We start from the raw sequence: 16,875 nt of genomic DNA, 5'->3' as shown, positions 1-16,875 counted from the left end.
CGGCCATGCCGGGTCCCCGCGTTCGCTGGAGGCATCCTGACACGCGTGCCGCCATCGCCGTGCTGGCGGTGGCGGCAGCTGCCTTCGCGATCACGTTCACGTTCGAGACGGTGCCGCAGGCGCTGATGGAGGGCATGGGTCCGGAACGGTTCCCCCAGCTCGTCATCGGCATGGCGAGTGCACTCGGGCTCCTGCTGCTCTGGCGGTCGCGCACGCTGCCGCCGGAGGCGCTGCCCGCCATCCCGGCGATCGTGTTCGCGACTGTCGGGCTGCTCGTCGCCACCATCCTCGTGCTGCCCTGGCTCGGCGTCGTGCCGACGATGACGGGGGCGATGATCGCACTCGGGTATCTCTGGGGTGAGCGCAGGCTCTGGCTGCTCGCGGCCGTCGCGCTGCCCTTCGCGGCCGGGGTTCACCTGCTGTTCGTGCGCACACTCGGCATCTCGCTGCCGGTCGGGCCCTTCGGCTTCATCCTGGGCTGACGCAGCATGATCGCATTCCTCACTGGCGTGCAGCAGATCATGACGGGCGAACTCCTGCTCGTCGTCTTCATCGGCACGCTGCTCGGCATCTTCGTCGGTGCGCTTCCCGGCCTCTCGGGATCGACCACCAGCGCGCTCCTGCTGCCGCTGACCGTAACGATGAACCCCGTGACGGCGATCGCCTTCCTCGGTGCGATCTACTGCGCGGCGAACTACGGCGGCTCGATCACCGCCATCCTGATCAATACGCCGGGCGATCCTTCCGCCTCAGCCACGGCCTTCGACGGCTATCCCATGGCGGCGCGCGGCGAGGCTGGCCGCGCGCTCGGCATGTCGGCCGTCGCCTCCACCATCGGCGGCATCTTCAGCGTCCTCGTGCTGGTGGTCGCCACCCCCCTGCTTTCGCGCTTCGCTTACAGCTTCGGCCCGCCCGAGTATTTCGCGCTCGCGGTGTTCGGGCTCTCGATGCTCGGCGCCGTGGGGGGGGCGGGCGCGCTGAAGAGCCTGATCGCTGGCTGTTTCGGCGTGCTGCTCGCCTGCGTCGGCATGGACCTGACGACGGGGGTGGAGCGCTTCACCTTCGGCCTGCCTGACCTGACCGACGGGATCAGCTTCGTTCCCGTGCTGACCGGCCTGTTCGCTGTGGCGGAGCTGATCGACCAGGCGACGCGGCTCGATGAGAAGCTCGTGCGCCTGCCGATGGCGGCCGCGAAGCTGCCGACGGTTGGTGACTTCAGGAAGGCCGGCAAGTCGATCGGCATCGGCAGCATTCTCGGCACCTTGATCGGCGTGCTGCCGGCACTCGGGGCGACGACGGCCGCGATCATCACCTACAACGAGGTGCGCCGCTTCTCCCGCTACAAGGAGGAGTTCGGCAAGGGGGCGATCGAGGGCATCGCGGGGCCGGAGGCAGCGAACAACAGCGCCGTCGGCGGCTCGATGGTGCCCACCCTCGCGCTCGGCATCCCCGGCAGCGCGACGACCGCCATCATCCTCGCGGGCCTCCTCGTGCAGGGGGTGAGGCCGGGGCCGCATCTCTTCAACGAGCAGCCGCAGTTCCTCTACGCCGTGTTCGGCTCGATGCTCGCGGCGAACCTGATCTTCCTCGTGCTCGGCCTCTTCCTCGCCAAGCTGTTCGCGATGATCACGCTCATCCCGAATGCGCTGCTCTGGCCTGGCGTGCTGTTCTGCTCCGTGATCGGGGCCTACGCGCCGAACCAGGCGATGGGCGATGTGTGGACCATGCTCGCCTTCGGCGTGATCGGCTTCTTCTTCCGCCGCCACGGCTTCTCGCCAGCCCCCCTGGTGATGGGCCTCGTGCTTGGGCAGATGGTGGAGGAGAGCCTGAAGCAGTCGCTGCTGATCTTCGACCAGCGCTGGATGGGCTTCCTCGAACGCCCGATCGCAGTGACGCTGTTCATCGTGACGCTGACGCTGCTGGCCCTTCCCGCTCTCGCCCGCGGGGTCCGCGCCTTGCGGGGTCGTGCCGCGTAGGGCTTCACTCTCGCGACCGAACAGAGGCCGGGAGACGCGCATGGCGATGGACGACGAGATGAAGGCAGCGCTGGCGCGCGGCAGGGCTGAGGCGCCGTTCGCAGCGCGGCGCTTGCTGCGTGCCGCCCCGGATGCGGTGCTGGCTACCGTCGCAGATGGCCAGCCCTTCGCGAGCCTGGTGACGCCCGCCGTCACCGGCGATCTCTCGTTCCTGCTGTGGCTCTCGCGCCTCTCGGCGCACACGCGACATCTCGCGGACGAGCCGCGCTGTTCGCTGATGGTGGCCGGCGAGGCGGCGACGGCGAACCCGCAGACCCGCCCGCGCGTCACCGTCACCGGCCTCGCCGCCCTGGTGCCGGAGACGGAAGTGCCGGCACTGAAGGCACGCTGGCTCGCCCGCCACCCCTACGCGACGCTCTACGCTGACCTGCCGGACTTCACGCTCTGGCGGATCGAGCCGAAGGAGGGCCACTACGTCGGCGGCTTCGCGATGGCGCATCGGCTGCCCGCCTCCACGCTGCTGCCCGATGCCGACGCAGTCGCTGCGATCGCGGCCGCCGAGGCCGGGATCATCACCCACGTGAACGCCGACCACGCGGAAGCTTGCGAGGCGATCGCGACCGGCCTGCTCGGCGGCAGCGGCGATGGCTGGCGGCTCATCGCCGTCGATGTCGATGGCTGCGACATCGCCGCCGGCGAGACAGTGCTGCGGCTTGCCTTCGACGCACCCGTCGCGGATGCAGACGGCGTGCGCCGCGCGCTGATCCTCGCCGCGCGCGCCGGGCGCGAGGGGCGACGGCCTGGCGCATAGCCGCCGTCCTGCCTGGCGCAACCAGTCACGATGCCGCGATGCCGGCGCAGGTCATGTGATCCGGGCGGCGGCACTTTCCGTGGACCTGTCTGGCGGTGGATGATCCGGCGATGGAACGCTTCATCGACGATTTCATCCTCGCCTTCGTCGCATTGCTGTCGATCATCAACCCGGTCGGCCTCGTCTTCGTGTACCGGGAAATGACCGTCTGGGCGGCACCGTCCGAGCGTGTCCGCCTGTCGCGGCGCATCGCGCTCTATGCACTCGCGGTGATCCTCTGCAGCTATTTCTTCGGCACCTTCGTGCTTGCCTTCTTCGGCATCACCCTGCCGGTGCTGAGGATCGCCGGCGGCCTTGTCGTCGCCTCCGCCGGCTGGTCGCTGCTCGAGCGCAAGCCCGCGGCGCACGAAGCACCGCAGGCGATGGACACGGCACCCATCATGCAGATGGCCTTCTTCCCGCTGACCATGCCGCTGACCACGGGGCCGGGGACGATCGCGGTCTCCATCGCGCTCGGCGCGGCACGGTCGGAACGGACTGGCTACCTGCTCGCCTCCGCGGTCGGCGGCTTCGTTCTCGCTGCCGTCGCGGTCGCGGGCGTGATCCTGCTCTGTTACCGCAACGCCGACAGGATCGTGCAGCGCACCGGCAACGAGGGGGCGCGCATCGTCACGACCCTGTCGTCGTTCCTGCTGCTCTGCGTCGGCCTGCAGATCATGGTCACCGGCATCGTCGAGGTCGCGCGGGAGGTCATTGCCACCAGCTGAGCTCCCTCACCCCGCCATGACGTTGACGATCACGGTCCCCCACGAGGTGAGCAGGATGTGGCCGATCGGCACGGCCGGCGTGTAGCCGAGCACGGCGACGTTGCTCTCCGAGCGTTCCTGCACGGCCGCCATCGCTGCCGTCATCGTCTGTGCGCCTGCCATCGCACCGAACAGGATCTGCGGATGCAGCTTCAGCAGGTAGAACCCCGCATAGAGGCCGACGAGAAGCGGCATCATCGTCACCACCGCGCCGCCGACCAGCAGGCCGATGCCGGCCTCCGCCACCGCCTCGAAGAAGATCGGCCCGGCATGCAACCCCGTCATGGCCACGAAGGCTGCAAGGCCGAGCGCGGTCATCAGCGCGATCGCGCCATCGGGGATGCGGCCGAACAGCGGGTGGCGCGTCCGCAGGTGCCCGACCACGAGGCCCGCGAGCAGCGTGCCGACGCTGGTCGAGAGCGAGATCGTCATCCCGCCGACCGGGATTGCGATGAGCACGCCGGCGAGCCCGCCGAGGAAGATGGCGATGCCGAGCACGACGAAATCCGTATTCTCGGTCGGCCGGACGATGGGCCCGATCAGCTTCGCAGCACGATCGGTCGCGGCGACATCGCCGACGATCCGCAGCACGTCGCCGCGCAGCACTTCCGTTCCGGGAGCGACCGGGATCTCCTCCCCACCCCGCAGCAGCGCGCGGAGATAGATGCCGCGTGACATCTCGGCCGAAGCCAACGCGGCGATGGTGCGCCCGGCCACGTCGCGCGACGTGACAAGGACGTCGAGCATCGCGACGGTGATGTCGAGCAGCGCGCGGTCCTCGACCTCCTCATTGTTGCGGCCGATCAACTCGACCAGCACCTCGCGCCGTCCCGACACCGCAACCACGTCGCCCGCCGCGAGCCTGTCGTCGCGCGCAAGGTCGCGATACGTGCCATCGCGGCGAATCCGGTGCAGCACGATGCGGTGCGGCACCGCCATCGCCTCGATCTCGGCCACCGTCATGCCGATGACCCGCGCGCTTTCGCCCACCGCATAGGCGCGCATTTCGAAGCGCCGCCAGGCAGATTGCGTGCCAGGTGCCATCCGGGTGATGCCGAGTTCCGCCTCGAGCGCGCGGGCCGAGGCGACCAGGTCGACGCCGATCAGCCTCGGCGCGATCGTGGTCATGAAGGTGATCATGCCGGCAGCGCCGAACAGGTAGCAGACGGCATCGGCGACGGCGATGTGCGCGACGTAGCGCGCACGCACCTCCGCGGGCAGCGGCAGCGCGTTGATCGCTTCCGTCGCCGTTCCCATGGCCGGGCTCTCCGTCAACGCGCCCGAGAGAAGGCCCGCGGCGAAGCCGGGATCGAGCCCAAGCAGCTTCGCCACGGCGATCGCGGTCAGCAGCCCCGTCACGGCCATGATCGCTGCGAGCGCCACCGGCTTCAGCCCGTCGCGCTTCAGCGCCTGCATGAACTGCGGCCCGACGGAGTAGCCGATGCCGAACAGGAACAGCAGGAACAGGAACGACTTCGCCATGCCCGAGACCGGCACATGCGCCACCTGCCCAACCGCGATGCCGGCGAACAGCGAGCCTGTGACGGGCCCAAGCTTCAGCGGCCCAAGCTTGAACGAGCCGATCCAGTAGCCGATGCCGATCACGAGGAAGAGCGTGAGTTCCGGATACTTGACGAGGAAACTCTCGATCCACCCGAGCATTCAGCCCTCACTACTATGAGAGCAGCATCGCGAAATAGCCGAACACGGTCAACAGAACACCCGAGACGGCGTAGCCGACGGGAAAGCCGATCCAGGGAACGTTCGACTGGATCTCGACAGCCGCCTCGCGGCACGGCCCCGAGTGGCTCCGCGCGCCGGCCACACCACCCATCAGAACGGCGGGGTTGATCTTGAAGACATGCAAGCCAATCGCCCAGACGATGACGGGCGGGATCGAGCACGCAACGAAGCCGACAAGGAAGATCTTGAGCGCGAGCATGCCGGTGAGCTGTGCCAGAAGCGAGTTGCCCGCGTTGATGCCGACGATCGCGACGAACACCACGAGGCCAAGGTCCTCGAGCACGTTGCGCGCCGCGGTCGGCGTGTTGCCGAAGAAGCGCAGGCGCGACGAGATCGAGGAGACGATCACGCCCGACACAAGCAGCCCCCCCGCATTGCCGAGGCCGATGCTGGCCCCGAACGCGGGGAAGCTGATCGCGCCGATCAGGAAGCCCAGGATCATGCCGACCGAGAGGGTGAGCAGGTCGGTCGCGACGGATGGGCGGACGACACGGCCGAATGCCTCGCCCATCTGGCTCACCGCCTGCTTCAGGCCGACGAGGGTCACGACATCCATCCGCTGCAGCGTCGTGTTCGACCCGATCGGGATCGGCACGCCGCCACGTTCGAGGCTGACGACCTGGATCTGGTCGGCACCGGGAAGGGCGCGCCACTCCGCGCGCGTCTTCTTCAGCATCGCCTTGTTGGTGATGAGCACCTCGGCACGGTCGAGCGGGACATCGAGCGCGGTGCGGTCGGATACCTCAGGGCCGATCAGCCCCATCTTCTCCGTCATCAGGTCGCGGCGGCCGCCGAGCGCGATGATGTCACCCGCGCGCAGCACCTCGTTCTCGTTCGTGCCGAGCGCGGCACCGTCGCGCACGAGGTTGGCGAAGCGGTACTCGGGGTTCTCGCGCAGCAGCTCGCGCATCGTCCGCCCCACCCAGGCGGTGTTCTCGAGCCGGTAGGCACGGAGCGCGCCGGGCGTCCAGCCGGAGAGTGCGGGGCTATCGCCCGAGGCGACGCCATGCTCCTTCTCGTAGGCGCGTGCCGCCGCGCGGGCATCGATGCCCCACCAGGCGGGAAGATATTTCGTGATCAGGATGATGCCGACGGTACCCCAGATGTAGGTGATGCCGTAGGAGAGCGCGATCATCGCGGTCACCTGCTCGGGCGTCGTTCCGTCCGGAAGCCGCACGACGCCGGCCGTCACCGCCTGTTCCGCCGAGCCGATCGCGGCCGACATGGTCTGCGAGCCGGCCAGCATGCCGCCGGCGGCACCCGGCGGAAGCTCGAGGATGCGCGCGCCGAGCACGACGATGCCGAGGCCGAGCACGCAGGAGACGACGGCGAGGAACGTGAACTTGAGGCCATCACCGCCGAGGCTGTTGACGAAGGACGGCCCGACGCGAAGCCCCACGCCGTACATGAACAGGTAGTAGAAGAGGCTCTTGGTGAAGTTGTCGAGGGCGAGCGTCACCCCGACCGTGGAGGCGACGACCGCGAGCCCGCAGCCGACGATGATGGCGGACGCCACCATGCCGAGCCCATAGCCCGCCACCGTCTGTCGCCCGATCCACACCGCGAACCCGACGGTGAGGAACAGCAGGATGAACGGGTTTGCCGCGAGAAACTGGAAGAAGGCCTGCATCGTCGTCGCTCCCCTTCCCGCCTCAGCGGCCCATGCGCCTGCCGACGGCATCCGGTTTCAGCAGCTTCAGCCCGCGGCTGCGCTCGTAGCCGTGGATCTCCTTCACATCGAGCTTGCGCATGAACGTGATCGTCTCGGGCGTGATCACCTGGCCCGGCACCATGATGGGAAAGCCCGGCGGATAGGGGATGACGAAGTTGGCCGAGACCATCTCCGGCCCCTCAGCGAGCCGGCGGTCGCACTCGGCGCCGAACAGCGGCACGTACTCGCACGCCTCCGCGTCATAGGCGGAGAAGAAGGCAGAGCGCATGTCGCCTTCGGGCGTCGTTTCGCCTGCATCGTGGCGGAACACCGCGTGGAAGTGGCTGAAGTTCGGCAGGTCGGGCACGTCCTCCATCAGGCTTTTCACGCGCGCGGCGAACACGCGCCGGCCCTCGTCGCCGCCATGGGCGAGGTCCTTCTCGATGCCGTTGCTGATCTCGAGCAGGACGCGGATGAGGTGGGCGACGTCGCTGCGCGTGTTGTTGATGTTGGACTGCAGCAGCACCGAGTTGCGCGATGTCTTGTTCACCTGGATGTCGTAGCGCGAGGCGAGCAGCCCCTTGAACTGCGTGCCGTCGAAGCCCGCCGTGCCGCAAACGAGCGTCATGCGCGTCGGGTCGAGGATGAACTCGTCTTCGTCATAGCTCTTCAGCGCCAGGGCCCAGCTCGAGCCTGGCGTGAGGTAGTCGGCGAAGCCGCTCTGGCGGAACGCCGGCGGGATCATCTCGTCGGCGCCGGCGATGTGGAAATAGCGCGAGATGATGGGATGTGCGTTCACCTCGCGGCGGATGTCGAAGGCAATCTCGATCGCGTTGACCACGAGGCCGTAGCCCTCGAGTTCCATCTGGCGGCGGGCGACGTCGAGGCTCGCGATCAGCTGCTGGTTCGGGCTCGTCGAGGCATGGGTGAATACCGCTTCGTGGAACTGCGCCTCGACCGTGTGGAAGTCGACGTCGCGGACCAGCACCATCGAGCCCTGGCGGATCGCCGACATCGATTTGTGCGTCGAGTTCGTCTGGTAGACGCGCAAGCGCACCTTCCGCGGATCCGGGATCAGCCGCGTAGCGAGCAACGTCTCGGCCGAGGGGTTCGGGCCGAGCGAGTCCTGCTGCGCCTCGTACTGTGCGACCGCGTCAGGCGCGTGCAGCCATGTCTCGATCGCCTCCGCCGCACCCATCGCGGTGCGCCGGCGCAGGAAGGGCGACCAGCGCGCGAAGCCCGACCACGCCTCGTCCCAGAGGAAGATCAGGTCGGGCTTGATGGCGAGACATTCCTCCATGACCCGCCGCGTGTTGTACATGTGCCCATCGAAGGTGCAATTGGTGAGATCAACCATCCGCACGCGATCGAGCCGCCCCTCGGCCTTGAGGTCGAGCAGCGCCTTCTTGATCGTGGCAAGCGGCACCGCGCCGTACATCGAGAACTGCGTGAGCGGGAAGGCCTCGACATAGAGCGGCTGTCCGCCGTTCAGAACGAGGCCGTAATGGTGCGACTTGTGGCAGTTGCGGTCGAGGATGACGATGTCGCCGGGGCCGGTGAGGGCCTGGTGCACCATCTTGTTCGAGGTGCTGGTGCCGTTGGTGACGAAGAACACGTGCTCGGCGCCGAAGGCGCGCGCGGCGAGCTCCTGCGCCTTCTTGATGTTGCCCGTCGGCTCGAGAAGGCTGTCGAGCCCGCCCGTCGTCGCGCTGCTCTCGGCGAGGAACAGGTTGAGCCCGTAGAAATCGCCCATGTCGCGGATCCAGCCCGACTTGAACACGGACTTGCCGCGCGCGATCGGCAGCGCATGGAAGGTCGCGATCGGCCGCTGCGCGTATTTCTTGAGGTTGTCGAAGAACGGCGTCTCGTAGCGCGCCTCGATGCCCTCGAGGATCGAGAGGTGAAGCTCCAGCGGCTCCTCGACCTGGTACATGACGCGGCGCAGATTGACCGAGCGCGGATCGCCCGCAAGCGCCTCGACGCGGCGATCCGACAGCAGGTAGATGTCGAGCTCGGGGCGGATGCGCTTGAGGATCGCGGCGAGCCTGAGTGCGAGGTCGGCGTCGTCACGCTCCTTGGGGTCGAGCTGGCTCGCGATGACGCTGCGCAGGATCGGCGCATCATGGCGCGAGCGCAGCGCGAAGCCCTCGTAGATCGAGACCGCCGCGATCTCGGGATTGAGGATCACCGCGCAGACGGCGTCCTCGAGGCTGCCCACGGGCACCGTCTCGGAGACGAACGGGTCCTCGGCCCGCCGCAGCGCGCGCGTCTCGGCGATCAGCTGGGGCCAGCGCGCCGGGGCGAGCGGGGAGACGGAAAGGACCTCGAAATAGGGGCGCCTGCGTCCGAGCCCTGACAGCGACGGCAGCAGCTCATGCGTCGGGTTCGCGGCATCGTCGGCTGTCTCCCACTCGCCGACGTCGTCGCGGTAGCTGTGCGAGGCGATGGCGGCCGAGATGCGTCGGACGAGGGCGACGGTTCCCGTCGCGTCGTCACGCGCGATCCTGTCCTGCAGCATGCCCAGCAGACGAACACCCGGGAAGGCATGGAACTCCTCGATCGCGGCACCCGCGGCGAGTGCCGCCTCGACGGCGGCGCGGCTGCCCTCCCCCGTCGCCCATGACTTTGCCATCGCATTGACTTCACGCCAGCGATCGTTCCGCGCCGACGGCATGGAAAAGAACTGGTCGATCCGCTGTGTCGTGACGTGCGTGTCCGGCATGTGTATTCCCTCGTGCATTGTCTGATCGGCGGTTTGTCTGGCCGATGCTTGAATCGGACCATGCGCGCAACCGGCACGAGGGACGTTGATTCACATCAAGTCTTGAACCTGCTGACCGCTTCAGACCCTGCGTGGCGCAATTGCCTTGTGCCACGCCGTACTCGCCTGCCAGGCCTCGCCGGTGCGCAGCAGCACGGCCTCGTTGCCCCAGGCGGCTTCGAACAGCACGCCGATCGGCAGCCCGTTCGCGGCGAACCCGCACGGCAGCGCGAGGCCCGGGATGCCGGCCAGCCCGCCGCCATAGGTGAAGCGCGTCGCGTTGCGCGTCGAGACATGCAGATCGCCGCTCGCCGCCTCGATCGGTGGTGCCGTCTCCGGGCTCGCCGGCAGCATGATCGCATCGACCGTGGCGAACAGGGCGCGGAGGTCGCGCTGCCAGCGCTCGCGGAAGCGCAGTGCGGCGGCGTAGGCCGGTGCGGAGAGAGTGCGGCCCTTGATCATCCTGTCATACACCGCGGGCGAGATCAGTTGCCGCTTCGTATCAAGCGCCTCGGCATGCAGCGCGCAGGCATCGGCGTAGATGATCGTCGTCGCTGCCTCCTGCGCGGCCGCTGCGTCGGGCAGCGTGACAGGAACGAGTTCGGCGCCGAGTGCGGCAAGCCCCTCGCCCACGGCGGCGACGGCGCGTGCCACATCGGCATCGACATCATCGGCATAGAAGCCGCCGAGCACGCCGATGCGCAGGCCCCGCACATCCTTCTCGCGGCCGAGCCAGCCAAGATCGGTCGGCATCGCGCGGCTCGATGGATCGGCCGCGTCGGGGCCGGCGAGAACGGCGAGGATGCGGGCGAGATCGGCCACGTGGCGCGCGATCGGGCCGATCGTGTCGAAGCTCTCGCTCACCGGCAGGCAGCCCCGGTTCGGCACGCGCCCGAAGGTGGGGCGGAGGCCCGAGACGCCGCAGAACGCGGCCGGCACGCGGATCGACCCGCCCGTGTCGGTGCCGAGCGCGGCATCGCAGAGCCCGGCCGCGACAGCGGCAGCGGAACCGCCCGAGGAGCCGCCAGGAACATGGGCCGGGTTCCACGGGTTGCGCACCTGCCCACCCACCGCGTCAAGCGAGCGTATGCCGAAGGCGAGTTCCATCATCGCCGCCTTGCCGACGATGGCAGCCCCCGCCCCCTTCAGCCGCGTGACGACGGGGGCGTCCTCCACCGCGATGCGATCGGCGAACAGCGCCGAGCCGCAGGCGGTGCGGATGCCGGCAGTGTCGATGTTGTCCTTCACCGCAATCGCCATGCCGTGGAGCAGGCCGAGGGTGAGGCCATCCGCGGCGGCGGCATCGGCAGCCTCGGCAGCCGGGCGGGCGAGCATCGGCGTCGGCGTCACGATGCTGCGGAACTGGCCGTCGATGCGGCCCTGGCGATCGAGCAGCGCATCGACACGCGCGAGGGTGGCGGTGGGAACGCTCATGCAGGGTCCTTCATGAAGAGCGAGGAGAGGCGTGCGCCGATCACGATCATCACCGGAACGGTCGCGGCGAAGAAGGGCAGCACGCGGCCGAGGTGATCGGCGATCGCGGTCGGTACGCCTGGGGCCGCGACCATTGGCAGTGTGTCGAGAACGGCTGACGCTGCCTCGGCCACGCGCATCGCATCGCTGTCGATCGTGCCGTTCGCGAAATCAGCCGTGAGCGATGCTGCGGCGATCGCAAGCGAGGCCGGGTGGGCGGCGAGCGCGCTCCAGAGCGTCGGCATCGCCGGAACCGGGTGGCGCCCGCCGCGCGAGGCAAGATGCTGCATGACCGCCTGCACATCGTCGGTGAGGGCTGCGGCCGCCATCACGGGCAGCGGCGGCGGCGCCCCTGCAGGCAGCACCTCACCCGCGCGCGGCATCGTGCCGGCAGCGAGCACGCGCGCGAGGACGGCGCGTGCGGCGAGGTTCATCGGGTTGGCGTGGTTGAATGCGGCGACGATCGCGGCCGCCCGATCCGCCCCCGCATCGTCGAGGCCCGCGAGCCGGCAGGCCGCGCGCGGCATTGCAGCGGTGATCGGTGGCAAGGCACGGGAGGCCGCCGCCCCGACCGTGGCGAGAACGCCGGAGGCAGCGAGCGGGCCGATGATGCCCCACGCCCAGGCGAGGCAGCCAGGCTCCGGCGCCATGACACGGTAGAGCAGCGGCACGGTGCGGGCGGCGAGCCCCGCGCGGATCGCGGCGTAGAGCGGCGCGATCCCCTCCCCCGCGCCCTGTTCCGATATCTCTGGCAGCGGCGCGGGGGAGAAGTTCATTCCGCGTACGTTACTTCGTCCAGCTCGCGTGGTTGGCGTGCCACCACTTGGCGATGTCGATACGCCGCGTGAACCACACCTTCTCCTTGCCCAGCGCGTACTCGATGAACTCGCGCAGCGCGTTGATGCGCGTCGCCTGCCCGATCAGCCGCGGGTGAAGGCCGATCGACATCATCTTCGGGTGCGTCGCCCCCTCGGCGTAGAGCTCGTCGAAGCCGCGCTTCAGCGTATCGACGAAATCCGATGGCGAGCCGTAGCCGGGCAGAAGGCCGAACTTCCCGTCATTGTAGGTGAACGAGTAGGGCACGATCAGCTGCTGCTTGCCCTTCACGTCGACATAGTAGGGAAGATCGTCGTTGTAGGCGTCGCTGTCGTAGACGAAGCCGCCTTCCTCGACGAGCAGCTCGCGCGTGTTCACCGAGGGTCCATACCGGCAGTACCAGCCCTCGGGCCGCATGCCCGTGGTCTGCTTCATGGATTCGATGGCCATGCGGATATGGTCCATCTCCTCGGTCCGCGAGAGGCGCCACACCTCTTCCCACCGCCAGCCATGGCAGCAGGGCTCGTGGTTCGCCTCGCGCAGCCAGGCCGCCACCTCGGGGTTGCGCTCGAGTGCCACGGCGCAGGCGTAGAAGGTGATCGGCAGGCGGTATTCGGAGAGCAACCGCTCGAGCCGCCACACGCCGGCACGGCTGCCGTACTCGAACACGCTTTCGACCGCGAGGTCGCGATACTGCGGGTCCATCGTGTAGATGACTTCCTGCAAGCCATCGTTCCGCTTGTCGCCGGCCGGGTGCGAGTACTCCGAGCCTTCCTCGTAGTTCAGCACGATCGAGATCGCCACGCGCGCGTCACCTGGCCAGCGCACGCGCGGGGCGTGGCGGCCATGGCCGATGAAGTCGCGCTTCGGCCCTGGCGTGTCGATGTCGCGCATCGGTTGATAGGTCATCGCTGTCCTCCCTGGTCCATCATGTGTCAGCCCCCTTTTCTCAGGCGGCCTTCTTGGCGTCGCCGATCCCCTTGAGATAGGCGAGCACGTCGGCCACCGGCATCACGTCGGCGTAGCTGCGGTTCATGTCGAAGAGGTTGATCCGGTGCGTGATCTGCACCCGGTCGTACACCGCCTCCTCAGGCACGGCGCAGAAGAAATTGTACTGCTCGCAGTCGACCACCGTCGCGCGCACGCAGTTCGACGTCGAGCCGCCGACGACGATGCAGGTATCCACCCCCCGGTCGATCAGCAGCGAGAGCAGCGGCGTGCCGAAGAAGGCCGATTTCTTCTTCTTGTCGAGAACGATCTCGCCCGGCAAGGGCTTCAGGTCATCGACGATCTCGCAGCCATGCGTGCCGGTGAAATAGAGGTTCTCGCCACGCCCGATGCCCGCACCGATCTTGCGGTGGAACATGCCGACGTCATCGACCACCGGATCGACCGCGAAACGGGTGAAGATCACCGGGATGGCGGCCTCGCGCGAGGCGGCGAGAAGCTTCATCATGTGGTCGGTCGCGGCGAAGCCCGTCGGGCAGGCGAGCGGATATTTCTCCGCGTTGTCCGGCGCGCCGCGGATGCCGGTCATGTAGTACTGGCAGTCGATCAGCAGCAGCGCCGGCCGCTTGCCGAGGCCCGACTTCATCGCCCATTTGCCGCGCGCGAGGACGGCGCGGTCCTCCTCCGTCAGATAATCGTCCCAGCTCGTCGTCATTCTGGCCTTCCTTGCTAGACAACCTTCGCCGCGTGCAGCGCCGCGATCTCCTCGGCGCTGCGGCCGAGCAGGTCGCGCAGGATCGCATCCGTGTGTTCGCCGAGCGCGGGGCCGAGGGAGCCGATGCGGCCAGGCGTTTCCGTCAAGCGCGGCACCACCTCGGGGATGCGCAGCGTGCCTGCCGTCGGATGCTCGCGGGTGGCGATGTTGCCGCGCGCGGCATAGTGCGGGTCCTCGAAAATCTCGTCGATCGCGTAGAGGGGGCCGCATGGCACCTGGCCCTGCTCGCACATCGTGAGCAGCGCGTCGCGGTCATGCCGCATCGTCCATTCCGTCACGAAGGCATCGACCTCCGCCCGCTCCGCCTCGCGGCGGGCGGTGGTCCCCCACTTGCCCTCGCCGGCAACCTCCGGCCGTCCCATGAGCACGGCGAGGCGCTCGAAGATCTTGTCGTTGGTGCAGGCGATGGCGAGCCAGCGCCCGTCCTTCGTCGGATAGTGGCTGTGCGGCACCACGTTCACGGTGCCGGGGCCCATGCGCTGCCGCACATAGCCCTTCATCGCGTAGGCCGGGGCGAGCTCGTCGAGGATGCGGAAGATCGATTCGTAGAGGCCGATATCGACCACCTGGCCCTTGCCGGTTTTCTCCGCCACGCGGAGTGCGAGCATCGCGCCAAGCGCACCGTAGAGGCCCGACATGTAGTCGGGCAGCGTCGCACTCCCCGGCGTCACGGGCGGGCGGTCGGGGTAGCCGGCGAGGAACGAGATGCCGCCGAACGCATTGGCGATGCGCCCGAAGCCGGGGCGGTCGCGATACGGGCCCGTCTGCCCGTAGGCCGAGATGCGCACCATCACCAGCTTCGGGTTCACCGCGGCCAGCGCGTCGTAGCCGACCCCCCAGCGCTCGAGCGTGCCCGGCTGGAAGTTCTCGACCACCACGTCGGATTTCGCGACGAGGTCCTTCATCACCGCGACACCCTCGGGCTTGCGGAGGTCGAGCGTGAGGCTGCGCTTGTTCCGCCCTTCCGAGAGCCACAGCAGGCTGTCGCCCGACGGCGTCATCGTGCCGAACTTGCGCAAGGGGCAGCCGATGCCGGGCAGCTCGACCTTGATCACGTCGGCGCCGAACTCGCCGAGCATCGTGGCGCAGGTGGGGCCGGCGATGAAGGTGGCGCAGTCGAGCACGCGCACGCCTGCCATCGGCAGCGTCGACGCATCACTGGTCGTTCCGCTCGCGTCCATCCGTCCCGTATCCTCCCGTATTGGTTCTTGTCAGCCGGCCCGTTCCGCAAGCCGGACGATCGCCTCTGCCTTCTCGACGATCGGATAGTCGACGAACACGCCGTCCACCGTGATCGACGCACTGCCCGCCCCCTCTGCCGCGGCGAAGGCGGCGATGACGCGGCGGGCGAAGGCAACCTCGCCCGGATCGGGCGAGAACACGCGGTTGGCGACGGCCACCTGGTCAGGATGGATGCACACCTTGCCGCGATGCCCGAGTGCCGCGGCCGCACGCGCCTCGGCCTCCATCGCCACCTGATCACGCACCATCAGGCACGGACCGTCGATCGGGCCCGGCAGGCCGGCGGCGCGCGCATCGTACACCAGCTTGGCGCGGCCCCAGGCAAGCGCGCCCGAGATGTCACCGCGCAGCGTCGGCAAGGCCAGGTCCTTGCCGAGGTCACCGGCACCGAACACGAGGCCCGCGAGCCGCGGCGAGGCGCGCGCGATCTCGGCAGCGGCCAGGATGCCGGCGCAGGTCTCGATCAGCGCCAGCACGCACGGGCCGGCCACACCCGGCATGGCGGCAGCGATCACTGCATCGAGGCGGGCGAGGTCGCGCGGGCTTTCCACTTTCGGCAGCACGATGACGTCGAGGTCGGGCGAAGCGATTGCGGCGACGTCGCCCGGCGTCAACCCCGTGTCCCACGCGTTCACGCGGATGCAGCGCACGGGGCCGGTGATGGTGGCGAGCGCATCGCGCGCCATCGCACGCGCGGCGACCTTGTGCTCCTTCGCCACCGCATCCTCGAGGTCGAGCACGACGGCATCGGCCCCCGTGCCGGCAAGCTTCGCCACCTTGCGCGGTTCGTTTGCCGGGGCGAACAGAAGGCTCCTGATCGGGGGAAGCATCGGGGTTCTCATGGATGCAGCAGCATGCGGCCGAAGAAGGCGCGGCTCTCCATCAGCGCGTGCGCCTCGCCCGCATCCTTCAGGTCGAACGCCTTGTGGATCACGGGCTTGAGCTTGCCCGCCGCCATCAGTCCGAGGACGTCGGCGTAGATTGCCTTGGTCGAGCGCCCGCAGCCATGCAGCGTGATGTGCTTGCGGAACAGCTCGATGAAGTCGATCTCGATCTTTTCGCCTCCATGGGCGCCGACGGATGCGATGCGCCCGCCCTGTGCCACCGCGCCGATGCAGTCGATCAGCCGGTCGCCGCCCACCATGTCGAAGCACACATCGGCGCCGTAGCCGCCCGTCAGCGCCATCACGGCGGCGGGGATGTCGTCGGTCGTGTAGTCGAGCACCTCATCGGCGCCGAGCGCGCGGGCCTGGGCGAACTTGGCCTTCGAGCCCGTGGTGGCGATCACGCGCGCGCCGGCGAGCTTGGCGATCTGGATCGCGGCGGAGCCGATGCCGCTGCCGGCGGCGTTGACCAGCACCGTCTCGCCAACGCGCAACTGCCCCATCACCACGAGGCCTTCCCACGCGGTCGCGAACGGCACCGTGCCGGCGACCGCATCGTCGAACGACACGGCCTCGGGGATGCGCACGAGAACGTTGGCGCGCACCTTCACGCGCTCGGCATAGGTGCCCCAGGTGGTGACGCCGAGCACCCCGGCATCGAGGCAGATATTGTCCTGCCCGCGCTGGCAGTTCCGGCACACGCCGCAGGAGAGCATGAAATGCGGCATCACGCGGTCACCGGCAGAAAAGCCGGTCACGCCCGGCCCGATGCTCTCCACCACGCCCGCGCCATCGACGCCCATCACGTGCGGGAAGCTCTGCGCCACGCCGAACACGCCGCGTCGCACATCCGTGTCGCAATGGTTCAGCCCCGTGGTGCGTAGCCGAAGCACCACCTCGCCCGCCCCCGCCACGGGATCGGGCGCCTCATCGAGTCGAAGCTCGCTTGGTCCGCCATACGCACGCAGAACGATCGCCTTCATGGTCCC

At 68.6% G+C, this 16,875-nt stretch carries 14 protein-coding genes; 4 read left to right on the top strand and 10 right to left on the bottom strand.

Annotated elements, in window-relative coordinates; all coding sequences use genetic code 11:
• Nucleotides 1–5 precede the first annotated feature (5 nt).
• The 4 genes from Q0C38_RS10090 to Q0C38_RS10075 all read left to right on the top strand — a co-directional run bounded on the left by Q0C38_RS10090 (nt 6) and on the right by Q0C38_RS10075 (nt 3,554).
• Complete coding sequence (locus Q0C38_RS10090) at nt 6–482, top strand: tripartite tricarboxylate transporter TctB family protein (protein WP_291296958.1); 477 nt, start codon at nt 6–8, stop codon at nt 480–482.
• Between the two features lie 6 nt (nt 483–488).
• Nucleotides 489–1,976, top strand: a complete 1,488-nt coding sequence (locus Q0C38_RS10085; protein ID WP_291296957.1) for a tripartite tricarboxylate transporter permease — start codon at nt 489–491, stop codon at nt 1,974–1,976.
• Between the two features lie 40 nt (nt 1,977–2,016).
• A complete protein-coding gene (locus Q0C38_RS10080; protein ID WP_291296956.1) occupies nt 2,017–2,787 on the top strand; it encodes a HugZ family protein in 771 nt (256 codons plus the stop codon).
• Nucleotides 2,788–2,897: 110 nt separating this feature from the next.
• The gene (locus tag Q0C38_RS10075; RefSeq protein WP_291296955.1) at nt 2,898–3,554 is read left to right on the top strand and encodes a MarC family protein; all 657 of its coding nucleotides are present in this window, start codon (nt 2,898–2,900) and stop codon (nt 3,552–3,554) included.
• A 6-nt stretch (nt 3,555–3,560) separates the two neighbouring features.
• Here the strand turns inward: Q0C38_RS10075 and Q0C38_RS10070 are convergent, their stop codons facing one another.
• The 10 genes from Q0C38_RS10070 to Q0C38_RS10025 form a co-directional block, all read right to left on the bottom strand.
• Entirely contained in the window at nt 3,561–5,255 is a 1,695-nt protein-coding gene (locus tag Q0C38_RS10070) for a TrkA C-terminal domain-containing protein (RefSeq protein ID WP_291296954.1), read from the bottom strand.
• Between the two features lie 13 nt (nt 5,256–5,268).
• Nucleotides 5,269–6,966, bottom strand: coding sequence for an aspartate:alanine exchanger family transporter (locus Q0C38_RS10065; protein WP_291296953.1), 1,698 nt, complete (start codon nt 6,964–6,966; stop codon nt 5,269–5,271).
• Between the two features lie 22 nt (nt 6,967–6,988).
• The gene (locus Q0C38_RS10060; protein ID WP_291296952.1) at nt 6,989–9,709 is read right to left on the bottom strand and encodes an ornithine decarboxylase; all 2,721 of its coding nucleotides are present in this window, start codon (nt 9,707–9,709) and stop codon (nt 6,989–6,991) included.
• Between the two features lie 120 nt (nt 9,710–9,829).
• Nucleotides 9,830–11,182 (bottom strand): amidase, encoded by a 1,353-nt coding sequence (locus Q0C38_RS10055; protein ID WP_291296951.1) that lies wholly within the window; start codon nt 11,180–11,182, stop codon nt 9,830–9,832.
• A complete protein-coding gene (locus Q0C38_RS10050; protein ID WP_291296950.1) occupies nt 11,179–11,997 on the bottom strand; it encodes a hypothetical protein in 819 nt (272 codons plus the stop codon). The genes Q0C38_RS10055 and Q0C38_RS10050 overlap by 4 nt, the downstream gene beginning before the upstream one ends.
• Before the next feature lie 10 nt (nt 11,998–12,007).
• The gene (locus Q0C38_RS10045) at nt 12,008–12,946 is read right to left on the bottom strand and encodes a polysaccharide deacetylase family protein (protein ID WP_291296949.1); all 939 of its coding nucleotides are present in this window, start codon (nt 12,944–12,946) and stop codon (nt 12,008–12,010) included.
• 40 nt (nt 12,947–12,986) lie between these two features.
• Nucleotides 12,987–13,700 carry an isochorismatase family protein gene (locus Q0C38_RS10040; protein WP_291296948.1) on the bottom strand — a complete coding sequence of 238 codons (714 nt, stop codon included), beginning with the start codon at nt 13,698–13,700 and terminating at the stop codon, nt 12,987–12,989.
• 14 nt (nt 13,701–13,714) lie between these two features.
• Nucleotides 13,715–14,941, bottom strand: a complete 1,227-nt coding sequence (locus tag Q0C38_RS10035; RefSeq protein ID WP_291296947.1) for a CaiB/BaiF CoA-transferase family protein — start codon at nt 14,939–14,941, stop codon at nt 13,715–13,717.
• 30 nt (nt 14,942–14,971) lie between these two features.
• Nucleotides 14,972–15,832: a CoA ester lyase gene (locus Q0C38_RS10030; protein ID WP_291296946.1), complete on the bottom strand. Its 861-nt coding sequence runs from the start codon at nt 15,830–15,832 to the stop codon at nt 14,972–14,974.
• An 8-nt stretch (nt 15,833–15,840) separates the two neighbouring features.
• Nucleotides 15,841–16,869 carry a zinc-binding dehydrogenase gene (locus Q0C38_RS10025; protein WP_291296945.1) on the bottom strand — a complete coding sequence of 343 codons (1,029 nt, stop codon included), beginning with the start codon at nt 16,867–16,869 and terminating at the stop codon, nt 15,841–15,843.
• Nucleotides 16,870–16,875 lie beyond the last annotated feature (6 nt).

Origin of the sequence: Elioraea sp., assembly GCF_022842375.1 — a bacterium.
Classification (GTDB): Bacteria; Pseudomonadota; Alphaproteobacteria; order Acetobacterales; family Acetobacteraceae; genus Elioraea_A.
The sequence above is the reverse complement of the archived record's forward strand: the minus strand, read 5'-3'. Positions and strand labels throughout refer to the sequence as shown.